The organism is Lewinella sp. JB7, from assembly GCF_024297185.1.
In the GTDB taxonomy this organism is placed as follows: Bacteria; Bacteroidota; Bacteroidia; order Chitinophagales; family Saprospiraceae; genus Neolewinella.
This window is the reverse complement of the sequence record NZ_JANCTD010000005.1, coordinates 1-12,747: the sequence shown is the minus strand read 5'-3', so window position 1 is coordinate 12,747 and position 12,747 is coordinate 1. Positions and strand designations below refer to the sequence as shown.

At 60.3% G+C, this 12,747-nt stretch carries 9 protein-coding genes; 5 read left to right on the top strand and 4 right to left on the bottom strand.

Annotated elements, in window-relative coordinates:
• The first annotated feature begins 187 nt into the window (after positions 1-187).
• On the top strand, positions 188-1,690 hold the full coding sequence (locus tag NMA52_RS10110) for a S8 family serine peptidase (protein WP_254827548.1): 1,503 nt from the start codon (positions 188-190) through the stop codon (positions 1,688-1,690).
• 99 nt (positions 1,691-1,789) lie between these two features.
• The gene (locus tag NMA52_RS10105; RefSeq protein WP_254827547.1) at positions 1,790-4,945 is read left to right on the top strand and encodes a hypothetical protein; all 3,156 of its coding nucleotides are present in this window, start codon (positions 1,790-1,792) and stop codon (positions 4,943-4,945) included.
• 9 nt (positions 4,946-4,954) lie between these two features.
• Here NMA52_RS10105 and NMA52_RS10100 read toward each other — a convergent pair whose 3' ends face one another.
• A complete protein-coding gene (locus NMA52_RS10100) occupies positions 4,955-5,737 on the bottom strand; it encodes an alpha/beta fold hydrolase (protein WP_254827546.1) in 783 nt (260 codons plus the stop codon).
• An 87-nt stretch (positions 5,738-5,824) separates the two neighbouring features.
• On the opposite strand from NMA52_RS10100, the gene NMA52_RS10095 reads away from it, so the two are divergent.
• Together NMA52_RS10095 and NMA52_RS10090 are read left to right on the top strand one after the other, a co-directional pair.
• A complete protein-coding gene (locus tag NMA52_RS10095) occupies positions 5,825-6,571 on the top strand; it encodes a hypothetical protein (protein ID WP_254827545.1) in 747 nt (248 codons plus the stop codon).
• 48 nt (positions 6,572-6,619) lie between these two features.
• Positions 6,620-6,994: a hypothetical protein gene (locus tag NMA52_RS10090; protein WP_254827544.1), complete on the top strand. Its 375-nt coding sequence runs from the start codon at positions 6,620-6,622 to the stop codon at positions 6,992-6,994.
• Between the two features lie 122 nt (positions 6,995-7,116).
• Here the strand turns inward: NMA52_RS10090 and NMA52_RS10085 are convergent, their stop codons facing one another.
• Both NMA52_RS10085 and NMA52_RS10080 read right to left on the bottom strand, forming a co-directional pair.
• Positions 7,117-8,277, bottom strand: a complete 1,161-nt coding sequence (locus NMA52_RS10085; protein WP_254827543.1) for a PQQ-dependent sugar dehydrogenase — start codon at positions 8,275-8,277, stop codon at positions 7,117-7,119.
• Positions 8,278-8,373: 96 nt separating this feature from the next.
• A complete protein-coding gene (locus tag NMA52_RS10080; RefSeq protein WP_254827542.1) occupies positions 8,374-11,133 on the bottom strand; it encodes a pitrilysin family protein in 2,760 nt (919 codons plus the stop codon).
• A gap of 233 nt (positions 11,134-11,366) precedes the next feature.
• Here NMA52_RS10080 and NMA52_RS10075 point away from each other — a divergent pair, with 233 nt between their 5' ends.
• A complete protein-coding gene (locus NMA52_RS10075) occupies positions 11,367-12,461 on the top strand; it encodes an adenylate/guanylate cyclase domain-containing protein (RefSeq protein WP_254827541.1) in 1,095 nt (364 codons plus the stop codon).
• A gap of 68 nt (positions 12,462-12,529) precedes the next feature.
• Here the strand turns inward: NMA52_RS10075 and NMA52_RS10070 are convergent.
• The coding region (locus NMA52_RS10070; RefSeq protein ID WP_254827540.1) for a hypothetical protein at positions 12,530-12,747 on the bottom strand (218 nt) is incomplete at its 5' end.

Below are 12,747 nucleotides of genomic sequence, written 5' to 3'. Positions count from 1 at the left end.
GCGCGAATCGGCGTGATACCACGGTGTCGAGTCATGGTTTCATGTTTCGGAACAAACTTTTCCTACATAGCTATTTGCCCTATCCTGTTTGGAATTACCGGACAATATCCTAATTTAAGCACTCTAGAGTCATTCGTATGTCCGCCGGAGCTATCCTTGCTCCCGCGTTCCCGCCCAAACCCTGATCATGCATAGAATATTTACCACCCTGGCGTGCAGTTGCCTGCTCCTCTCCGCTTGTGAACGCGAAAAGGTAGAACCCTTCACTTCCGCACCGACCGAGTACACCCGTGCCGAACTCAATACTATCGTCGAAAATCACCTGCTATCCACCGACAAGGTCTTCGACTGGAATGAGGCGAGCGACGCGGTGGTGTGGTCGGCCCTGCAACTCTCCGAACACGAGGCGGTACTGGGGTACGAACCGGCGGGCTTCGCCGATACCGAAGCTCAACTCCACCAGATCGACGTGATGGCCGGTGAGTGGCTACGCACCCGCAACGAACTCGTCAGCGATCTGCTTGCCGCCACCGCCCGGCACACCGGAGTCCCCATTACTGAGGAAGAGCTATTCGTGGCCCCCGAGGATGACGTACTGCCCATTCTGGACGTGAAGATTGTGCACCCCGCGGTCCTGGCTGAATTCCGCCGTCGACCCGGCGTCCGCTACCTGGAACCCAGCAACTACACCGCCTCCGAGGTGCAGCTTCGCTCCGGATCGGGTTGTAGTGAAGCTCCGGCGGATGCCATCGCCGCGGGGGACTTCACGACCGTCTCCCCCGGCGCAAAGGTGCCCTGGAACTACGATCACATGAATATTCAGGAGGCGTGGACCCGTAGTCAGGGCGATAACATTGGTATCTGCATCATCGACTCCGGCACCTACCCCGAGCAATCGGAGCTGAACGGCGGCTTCGGTAGCGGGCGCGATCTTGCCCGCCTTGGCGTGTACCAGCCTAGTTGGTGGAGCAGCCGGACTGACGGACCCGACGACCAGTGCGGTCACGGAACCCAGATGGCGGGCCTGGTCGCCGCGCCGCGCACGGGCAGCGGCAGTACCGTCGGGGTTGCCTATATGAGTGACCTGACGGCTATTCGGGCTACGAGCGACGTCATCATAAACGCCAGCAAGGAAAAGCGGGGCGTCCGGGATGCGCTCGTCATCGCCGGCCGGGACGCGGGCACCCGCATCGTGAGTATGTCGATCGGCGACGTATTCAGCAGCGGGACGGTCAGGGACGGTATCTACTACGCCCACAACCGCGGGAAGATGATCCTGTGCGCTGCCGGGACCAGCCTCAGTTGGACGAGTTGGTACGGCGTAGTTTTTCCCGCGAATATGTCCGAAACCCTCGCCGTAACCGGTATCCGGGAGGGCAGCCCTCTGGAGCGTTGCAATACCTGCCACGACGGTAGCGAAGTCGATTTCGTAGCGGTGATGCAGCGTCGCTACGATACCGACCGCACCAGCCTTACCCTGAGCCGTAGCGGGGCGCAGCCGGGGTACGTAGGCGGTTCGAGTGCCGCTACCGCCACTACGGCGGGCATTGCCGCACTGGTGTGGGCTACCGATCCGGGACAGAACCGGGAGCAGGTCCTGCAGCGCATGAAGGAGGCCGCGAGCATTTACCCCCGTCGCGACGGCAATTTTGGCTGGGGTATGGTCGATGCCGCCGCGGCTACCCGGTAGCACGAACCGGTCAACCCGCGCATACAGGAATCGGCAGCCCTTGTGCGGCTAGGTTAATTCCCATAACTTGTTTTAACACATTTACGAGAATCACCTACCGTGCATAACCTGTTTTATACGGGGTTGGTACTGCTGTGCCTGACCCTCGGCTGCGCGACCACCCGTTCTACGGCCCCGCCGCCGCGAACAACGACGTCAACGTCAGCCGAAAGCGTTTACGTACCGCCCCCCGAGCCCGAGCCTACCTTTACCCCCACCGCACCCGCGGCCCCACCGGCCACCGCCGCCGAATCGGTGGGCAACAGCGTCGCGAACTATCTGCCGCCGACCGTCTTTCAACTGAATGACTTCATTGCCGAAGTCTCCCCCGGCGGGAATTCCTCGCTGGCTACGACGGCTTCGGTATTCGGTCAACCCGGCGTCACGGTGACGGCCACTTTCCGGGACGATCTCACGACATCCCGTCTGCAGTTCGACTTCCCGGCGGCCGCCAAGGTTTCGCTCTCCAGCTTTGACAAGTTGCTGGGGGGTACCCCGCTGAGTAAGTACCTGCCCCCGGGCTTTCCCGCTCAGGCACCCGTGGAATTACGCACGATGTCCATCGACTTTGCGGCGAACGGATACGTCATCGACCGCCTGGCCGCCGAACTCGGTACGGAGGACTACCGGATGCCCGCTCCCCTACCCCTGACCGTTACCGGTGCCCAGCTCGATCTGGAGGCCGTCCACCCCACCCAGACGGGGCGTACCATCGGGGGGACGATCAGCGGCACAGCAAATCTGGGTAATACAAACCTCCAGGTGGCGGCCACGCTCAACTCCGACCCCAACGCGATCGAATTCACCGGCAGCCTCAACGAGCTTTCCGTTTCCACGCTGGTCGGTGCCCTGGCGACGGATCCCCGGACGCGCCGGCTTGCCTCCCTGCTTCCCCCGCCGCTGAAGGAGTTGACCCTGACGACCCTGGCGGTGTCCGCCCGACCCTTCGCCCGAGTCCTGGCCGTGCTCGGCAGCACCAGCATGGGCGACGCGGAACTGCAACTGGACGGCGGCGGGTCCCGCGCCAACCTGATCTTCGGACTGGCCCCACCGGCTACCTTTGATTACGGTGGCATTCATGCCTTACTGACGCCCCTGAATGAGCTCGATTTGGCGGGCACCTCCTTCGTGATTTCCGCCCTGCCCGACAAGTCGGTCGACCTCTCCCTGCCCAGCCTCGCCGCCATGAACGACCTGGCCGTAGCCGAAGGGGTCAACGTTATCGCGGATCTCAAATTCGGCGATGCCCTGCAGGATTTGGGGAATATGCTCAGCCTCGACGGAGCCCGCCTCACCGGCACCCTCTCCCGCAACCTGGATCACGCGAGCTTTTCCGCCGACCTGGGACAAACGCTTAAGCTGAACGACAGCGGAACGGTCGAACTGGGGGATATTAACCTGTTCACCCGCATCGGCGCGCAAACGGGCCTCGAACTCGGGCTTGGAGGGTTACTCCGCGCTCGGATCGACAAGGACCTTTTGGGCTTCAACGCGAACTTTAAGGTCAATGCAATGGATCAAAGCCTGGCGGGCGAATTCTTTCTGGAAGCCCTCGACCCCGGCAACGACGCCCGCCGCGCGATGCTGTTTAGCGATCGCAACGACGATGCCTCACCGGAATGGACCGCGCCCTTCGGAATCCCCGGCGTAGGCATTCGCAAGCTGGGGGGTAGTGCCGGGATCAGTCCGCGCAGTCCCATATTGCTGAGCTCCCTCGGCTTCACCGGTGCGGCCCGTTTGGGTACGGTGGGCAACCGGACGAAGCACCTCACCGGCGGCCTGACCGTGGCCCTCAACGTGGCGAACCCGGCCAAGAGTCTGCTCTCCATTGAAGTCAATAAAATTACGCCCCTCGGAATGATCGACGCCTTCGTGGAAGATCACGGCATTACCGGATCGTTACGGGACGTACTGGGCAGTGGCCTGGAGGACGGTAAGGTACTCATCGTACCCGCCAACAATCTGACGGTGTTCGGAGTGACCTACCAACGGGGCATCGCCTTCGGGGCCGCCATGAACCTGTTGGGGGTGAAGGGGCGGATGGATTTCAGCCTGAACGACGCGGGCGTGAGCGGACGGGGTTCCCTGGACCCCATCAGCCTGGCGGGTGGCCTGATTGCCCTGCGGGGCATCCACAGCCCGGGACCCCGGGTGGTCTTCGACGTTTCCACCGGCAAGCTTCCCACCTTCGAGGTGGACGGTGAAGCCACTCTACTTGGCTTTACGGCCGGCACCCGGATGCTCGTGGACGGTCAGGGCTTCGAGATGCTGATGCGCGGCTCCTTCCTGAACGACCTGGAGGGGCTTATCGAGGTGAGGGGGAAGCTCAACTCCCACCAGGGCACGGGCATCGCGCTACGCGTAGCTATGCGCAACGACTTCCTGGCTCGCATCACCCGCGAAGCGACCGCCGCCCTGGACGAGGCTTCCAGGGACGCGCGGGAGACGCTGATGGCCAATCGCCGGAAACTGAAGCAACAGAGAAATGCCCTCCAGGACGTGGACCGCCGCATCCGGGTCCGGTTAGCCGAAGTGACAGCAAAACAGGAAGCCGATTTAAGAGCCATGCGCGACCAGGCGGATGCCGCTTACCGTAAGCAGGCCGCCGTGATCAGGGGTCTTAACGCGGAAATCAGTCGGCTGCGGAAGAAAGGGAATAAGCTGGGTAACTGGCCCTGGGAACTCACCGAACGGGGTGTACTGGAAGCGCGCATTCTTACCCTACAGGCCGCCCGTGAAAGTGCTAAACTCGTGCTGGCCGGATACGCGGAGACCGTCCGCGGACTGGCCGACATCGGGCACGAGTTCCCTAAGGATATCCAACTTACCGACCTTTATCTCGAACGAGAAGCCATCGACAAGGGCCTGGCGATTGCCATCGCCGGCGTAGACATCGCCCACGGCGTATCCCAGGGCACCCTGGAGGCTGCCAAATTTATGGTCAACAATACCATCGGAGCGTTCGATCTGAGGACCATGGAATTCGCTACTTCCCTGGGCTTCAACAATGCGTTCACGACGAGCGTGGATATGAATCTCGTGTTCGCCGGGAATCCCTACCACCTGCGGATGGATTTCGATTTCAGAGACGTTCCCGGCAGCGTCGCCAAACTCGTCGGCAACCTCACTACGGGAAGTGCCCTGAAACCCGGTTTCGGCAAAACTTTCGGACAAAACCTGGAGTCGACCCTGGCTGCCCGGTCCGTGGCCCGGTAAGGCGCGATCCTAGGCGGGCGAGGGCTGGCGGGCGGCGACCCGTTCCAGAAAGTTGCCCATGATCCGGTTGAACTCCCGGGGCCGTTCCATCATGGGGGCATGAGCGCAACGGTCGATGAAGTGCAACTCGGAGTCTTTGATCAGCTCGTGGAACTGCTCCCCGACGAAGGGCGGCGTGATCTCGTCCTGTTTCCCCCACACCAGCAGGGTGGGTGCCTCGATGTTGTGGAGTTTATGGGCCAGATTATGGCGCACGGCCGACTTGGCGGTCATCACGATGCGGATGCCCCGGCTGCGGTCGTTGACGGTGTTGTAGACCTCGTCTACCAACTCCTTGGAGGAAGTAGCCGGATCGTAAAAGGTGCTCTCCACCTTTTTCTTGATGAATTCGTAGTTGCCCCGCGGAGGAAAGCTGTTGCCCATGGCGCTCTCGAAGAGACCGCTGCTGCCGGTAAGGGTGATGGAAGCGATGCGGTCGGGATGATCGATGGCATAGAGGATCGCTACGTGTCCACCGAGGCTGTTGCCCATGAGATGGATGTTATGCAGCTGCTTATGGACGACGAATTCGGCGAGGTGGTCGACCAGTCCGGCGAGAGAGACCTTGCGCAGGGGCAGGGTCATCATGGGCAGGGTGGGTACGATGACGTTGAAGCGACCGCTGAACTCCTCGATCTGTGCGCCGAAATTGCTGAGACCGCCGAAGAGACCGTGTAGTAAGAGAAGGGGCTCGCCCGAACCCCCGGTTTCCAGGAATTCGAACTTACCGTCTTTCTTCATCTTCAAATTCATGAGGCGGAAATTACAATTTAGGCGCAACTATAAGCATACTTTCTTTGAACGGTTGCCGTGTGAGCATAGTTTGTTAGTCCAAATCCTTTGGTCATCACCACCCTCACCCTCCTGCGCTATTCCGGTTTCCAAAATCGTCTCTGGGCGCTGTCACAAATGGGCCTGGCTCCGCCAAAGCTAGCAACCGTAGCCGGACTAAAATTCTACCGGCTGATGGGAAGCGGCGGCGGCAACGGCTTCGCGGTATCCCCGAATTGGGGAGTGTATGCCCTCCTGGGTCACTGGGACGGCGGCAGCGCCGCAGCGGATTTTTTCGCGAGCCACCCCTGGTTCGGCGAAGTAAAGACGCGCACCAGCGAGCGGATCACCTTTCACCTGGAGGCGACCATGTCCCACGGCGAATGGGGCGGCGACAACCCCTTCACTCCGCGCCCCGACCGGTACCGGGCGGAGGACCCCGTGGCGGTCATCACCCGGGCCACCATCCGGCCCCACAAGCTCCTGGACTTCTGGCGTTACGTGCCCCGCACCAGCGCGTCGGTGTACGAGCATCCAGCCCGCCGACTGAGCGTGGGCATCGGGGAGTATCCGATTTTTATGCAGGCTACCTTCAGCATATGGGAGAGCGGAGCGGCAATGACGCGGTTTGCGTACCACAGCACCCATCACCGGGAAGTCGTAAAGTTCACCCGGGAGCGTGGCTGGTACCGGGAGGAACTCTTTACGCGCTTCCGGATTCTCGGCGCCTACGGAAGCTGGCAAGGCCTTGATCTTCCGGCAATTGAGCAGGATCCGGGGCAGGTGGAAGGGAATGTTAAAGTTGGTACGGATTGAAATCTTCTTGGTACCTTATTTCTCGAATCATCGCCCCCGCTCCTCTTCATGCCGCAGCACACCTGGAATATTACCGGCCACCAGGGTCACCACTACACACTGGGCCTCTTTCACGGGGACAAGACCCAGCACGTAGTGCTGCACTGCAACGACCGCGTCGTGCAGATTGACTTCGAAGTGCGGGAGTCCCGGACCTACTCCGTTTTTCTCGACCAGGAACTGTGTGAGGTCAGTATCGACCACACCGGCGGCAATCATTACGACTACACCTGCCGCATCAACCACGAGGCGGAAACCCCACTCAATAAGTTTCGCAAATCGCATCGCGACAGCCAGAACCGAGTGGAAAAGATCCGGATCATTGCCGCGGGCTGCGTGGCGCTGCTTATCGTATTCTTCCTGCTCGGTAGTGCCTTCACCTAGCTTCCGTGTAGCGACGGCTTGAGCCGTCCCGCTTTCGTGTAGCGACGGCTTGAGCCGTCACGCTGGTAGCCACGCGGAAACAATGCGTACAGCTCGCCGGCTCAAGCCGGCGCTACACGGCGCTACACGGGGACAACCCGCACGATCCCCGTACCCTCAATACTCGCGTAGATGTAGCCGTCCGGTCCCATCCGGACATCGCGGACACGACCGATATTCTTGATCAGGTCCTGCTCGCCGGTAACGTTCTTACCGTCAAGGTGCACAAGCTTGAGGTAGCTGAACTTGAGGCTGCCCACCAGTAGATCGCCCTCCCAGCCGGGGTAACGGTCGCCGGTAACGAAGGCCATGCCGCTAGGTGCGATGCTCGGCACCCAGTAGTGCAGGGGCTGTTCCATTCCCGATTTGGCTACCTCCTGGGTGATCTGGCTACCGTCGTAGTTGATTCCGTAGGTGATCACGGGCCAGCCGTAGTTTTTGCCGGCTTCGATCACGTTGACCTCGTCTCCGCCCCGGGGACCGTGCTCGTTTTCCCAAATCTCGCCGGTTTCCGGATGCACGGCCATGCCCTGCAGGTTGCGGTGACCGTAGGAGTAGATGGCTTCCTTAGCGTTGGGCGTACCGACGAAGGGGTTATCGTCCGGAATATTGCCGTCGGCCGTGATCCGGTACACCTTACCGCCGTCGCGGGTGGTGTCCTGGGGGTTTTCGTCGCGGTTCCCCCGGTCGCCGATGGTGAAGTAGAGATGGCCGTCGTTCGGTCCCCAGACCATCCGGCTGCCGTAGTGTTGTCCCTTATCGGTGGCCGGACCGCCGTCGTAGAGGGAGGTGAAGTCCTCCAGGGTGGTGCCGTCGTCGCTGAGGCGGCCGCGACCGACGGAGGTGAAGCCTTTTTCGCCCCCGTCCTCGCTACGGCTGTACGAGAGGTAGACCAGTCGGTTGTTCGCGAAGTCCTGGTCGAGCAGCACGTCGAGCAGGCCGCCCTGGCCTACCGCGCGCACTTCCGGAACGCCACCGATCAGCGTGGAAGAATCCCCCTCGATGAGGAGCAGTTTGCCCCCCTTTTCGGTGGCGATCATGCGGCCGTCGGGCAGGAAGGTGAAGCCCCACAGGATATCCTCGTAGTTGAATACCGTCTCCGCTTCCACCCCGGCGGCGGTAAGCATCATAGTGGGTTCGGTATTCGCGGCACGGTCGGGAGCCGCCGTGGCGTTGGATTCCGTGGTTTCCGCCCCGTTACAGGCAGTGAGACCGAGAAGCATAAGGAAGTAGAAGTAGCGCATAAGGGGGGGTAGCTGATATAAGAAGGGCGGGGCCACGGGGGCAACGTTCATTGCTCCTGCGGCCCCGCCCAAAGTAACGCCTGTTCGGAAAAGAGGTTACGGTTTCTTGACGGATTCCGCTTTCGCGAAGTCACCCGCGCGTAGGATGACCATCTTATCGACGTCGATGTACCGCTTGATCGCGGCGTTAATCTGCTCCGGGGTAAGGGCCATCATCTTCTCCTCCAGGGCCTTATCCCACTGCATATCGCGGTCGAGGTAGGCGTTGTTCCCCAGTTCACCGGCCATGCTGCGGTCCTGGGCGCGGCTGACGGCGGCATTCTGTTTCCAGCCACTCTTGGCAGCAGCGATCTCCTCGGCCGTAAAGCCTTCGCTGCGGGCCTTATCGATTTCCTCGCGGAACGCTTTCTCCAACGCCTCCCGGTTCTCGGGATTGTAAATGGCGTAGGACATGAAGGTCGCCCGTTCGTCGAGTGAGCTCGCGTTGAACTGGCTGCCAACGCCGTAGCTGAGGCCGTCCTGCTGGCGGATGCGGGTGGCCAGACGGCTGTTCAGAAATCCGCCTCCGAGCATGTAGTTGCCCATGACGAGGGCCGGGTAGTCGGGGTGCTCGTCGTTGAGGGGCAGCGTTTGGACGGCCACGAACCAGGCATTGGCCTTATCGGGGGTTTCCATTTTGACCATTTCGGGCTTGACGGCCTGGTAGGTGCGGGGCACGCGCTTAAATTCGGTGGGACTCGTCCAGTCGCCGAAGTTGCGCTCCAGAGCTTCCTTCACGGCGTCCACGTCCATGTCCCCGCTGGCGGAAAAGGTAATATTGCCGCCGCCGTACACGTCGTTGTAGTACTGCTTGACGTCCTCCAGTTTCAGCTTCTTCAGGGCATCCACCTCCTCGTCAAAGGTCATGACGTAGAAGGGGTGATCCTGCGGAAAGTCGCTGGCCCGCCGTTGCATTTCGGTAAAGACGATGGCCTGGGGGTCGCTGCGGCGCTCCTCGATGGCAGCCAGTTCCTCCTTGATCATCTTGTTGAACTCTGTCTCCGGGAAGGTGGGCTTACGCAGTATCTCACCGATCAGGTCGATGACCGCGGGCAACCGTTCGTTCTCGGTTTCGATGTAGGCGTAGGCACCGTCGGCATCGCCGCCGATATTCACCCGGGCCTTCAGTTCGTCAAGTTTATCCTGGATTTGCTGACGGGTGTACTTTTCGGAACCCATCATCAGCATACTGCCCGCCTTGTCGCCGGCCATGGCCTTCCCCTTCATGACGTCGAGGTTGCCGAAGCGGAGTTGCAGTTGGGCGTTGACGCTGTTGCCGCGGGTTTCCTTGGGCAGCAGGGCGTATTCGATGTTGTCGTTGGTACCAAGGGTACCGCTTACCGTACGTTGGTCGATGTTGTCGTAGGCGGGATCGAATTCTTCGCCCTCCGCGATAGCTTCGCGGCCTTCGTAGCCCTCCGTCATAGCCGACAGGTCACCCACTTCGGGAATTTCGGCCCGGTCGGGCTTCTCCACCGGGAAGAAGCGGCCGATGGTACGGTTCTGGGGTTTGAAGTACTTCTCGGCTACGCGGACCACGTCGTCGACGGTCACCTGTTCGACCCGATCGCGAAAGATGAATCCGAGACGCCAGTCGCCCTGGGCAATGTAGCTGCTCAGGGTGAGGCCTACCCGGTTAGCGTCGCGCTGGTTGATTTCGAAGTTCTTGAGGATGCCGTCCCGGGCACGCTTGACCTCCTCCTCCGTAGGCGGATTCTGCGCGAGGCTGTCGAGAGTGTTCTTGAGGGTCGTTTCCACTTCCATCAGGTCGTTTTCCTTCAGCACGTTGGCGTTGAAGAAGGCGAAGGTGGGTTCGGCGAGCGCGGGAGCAAAGCCCCAGATCGAGCTGGCGTTTCCTTCTTCGACGAGGGCGGTGTACAGGCGGCCGCCGGGCTCGTCGGTGAGTACGTCCATCAGTACGGCAATGGCCGGAAAGTCAGGGTGGGGTCCCGCCGGAAGGTGGTAGGCGGCCTGGACAACCTGGACATCCCCTACCCGCTTCAGTTCCACGAAGCGCTCGCCGTCCTGGATAGGCTCGCGGGTGTAGGTGGGGTAGAGTTCGCGCTCGGGCCGGGGGATGCTACCGAACTTCTCCTGGATCAGATCCAGGGTGGTTTCCGGGTTAAACTTTCCGGCGACGACCAGCACCGCGTTGTCGGGCTGGTAGTACTTGCGGTAAAATCCCTGGAGCCGCTCGATGGGCACGTTTTCGAGGTCGGCTTTGGAGCCGATGGTCGATTTACCGTAGTTGTGCCAGAGGTATGCGGTGCTGAGCACCCGTTCCATGAGCACGCCGCCGGGGTCGTTCTCCCCGCTTTCGAACTCGTTGCGGACCACGGTCATCTCACTGTCGAGGTCCTTCTTAGCGATGAAAGAATTGACCATGCGGTCGGCTTCCATGTCGAGGGCCCAGTCGAGGTTCTCGGGGGTCGCGGAGAAGGTCTCGAAGTAGTTCGTGCGGTCGTACCAGGTGGTTCCGTTCGGCCGCGCGCCGTGCTCGGTGAGTTCCTGGGGAATATTTGGGTGATCGGGCGTGCCCTTAAAGACGAGGTGCTCGAGCAAGTGGGCCATGCCGGTTTCCCCGTAAGCTTCGTGCCGTGAGCCTACTTTGTAGGTAACGTTGACGGTGATGGTCGGTACGGACTGGTCGGGAAAGAGCAGGACCGTGAGTCCGTTGTCTAGGCGGTATTCGGTAATGCCCTCCACGGAGGTGATCATTTCCGGTTCACCGGTGGCTTCCTGGGCGTGTACCGCTCCGGTCAGGGGGAGAAGCAGGCCGCAGCAAAGCGTCAGGATAGAAAGGTTCAAACGCTGCATAGTGTCGATTTGGTTGGGAAATCAGGCTTTAAAATACCTCATCAGTACCCTATCGCTTGTCGGATTTTAGACCAACGTCCGTGGTACGTCTACAAATCTTGTCCGGCGTCCCCGCGCAGGGGCTCATCGGTCGTTTATGCTCCGTTCGTCGATTTACGCCCCGCCGCCGCCCGCCCGCACCCTATTTTTAGCGTCGAAACACCCATTCCCGCTCCACTTGCTAAGCTAACCGTATGCTTTCCGCCCGAGTCCGCCGCAACTGGTACCGCATTCTTCCCTTCGGAATCATCTGGTTGCTCACGGCCGCCACCTCCCTCCTGATTGAGTGGGTCGCCTACGGGGGTACCTTCCCTTCCACCGAGACGGCCATCTCTCCGAATGCGAGCATCCTCGCCTTTGCGCTCCTGTCGATGCTGTGCCTGGGTCTGCTGGTGGGTTACGTGGAACTGAACCACTTAAATAAGCTCTTCACCCGGCAGTCCTTCTTCCGCAAGTCGGTGTATAAATTTTTGATCTACTTCGTCTTCATTCACCTCGTCGTACTGGTGACCTACCCGATCGCGGCGAGTATGGAAATGAATACGGGCCTACTCGATCCCCGCGTCTGGACCAGGCTCTGGCAGTACCTGAATAGCCTCGTTCATCTGAGTACCGCGCTGCAACTGGGCGTCGCCATCACCCTGACGATCGTTTACGCCCAGGTAAGCGAAGTCATCGGCCACGTAACGTTGCTGAACTCACTGGCGGGCACCTACCACCGGCCGCGGGTGGAAAATCGCATCTTTCTCTTCTCCGATATGCGGTCATCGACGGCCATTGCGGAGGCGCTTGGTCACCAGCGGTTCTTCCACCTCCTCAAGGCGTACTACGCGGATCTGGCCGACGCCGTCGTCCGCCACGGGGGAGAAGTTTACCTCTACGTAGGCGACGAAATGATCGTCTCCTGGAAACTCGCCGACGGCCTCAACGCCAACAATTGCCTGCGTTGCTTCTTCGCCATGCGGGAAGATTTACGGGAGCGGGCTGATTGGTATAAAGCGACCTTCGGCGTCGTTCCCAAATTCAAGGCGGGACTCCACTACGGCAGCGTTACCACCGGTGAAATCGGCGTCGTCAAAAAGCATATCATGTTTACCGGCGACGTGCTCAACGTAACGTCCCGTATGCAGTCGCTGTGTAACTCCGTCGGCGTGGATCTGCTGGTTTCGGGTCCGCTGGTCGAAAAACTGCCCCTCGGATCCTCATACGTAACCCGCTCCGTCGGGTGCCCCGAACTCCGCGGCCGGCGGGAGGAGGTGGAGTTGTTTACGGTGGAGGATAGGGGGTAGGTTGGTAGGTTGGTAGGTTGGTAATATGGTAGATCAGTAATATGGTAGATCAGTAATATGGTAGGCTTTTAGGCTTTTAGAGAGAACCGATGGGTGGGGGGATTTAGGTATACGTATATGATATTTAATTGGCCCAAACGCTGCTCGGCAATCAGAGTTACTGTGAAGGTGCTCAAAATATTAGACAGCAGCTTCGCTGAAAGCCTGATTAGTTGAGGTGTTTCGTTTTTAACGCGTAGGCCTGCCGGACCGTTAGGCCCTTTAGCGTAGTATGGATGCGGTTCGT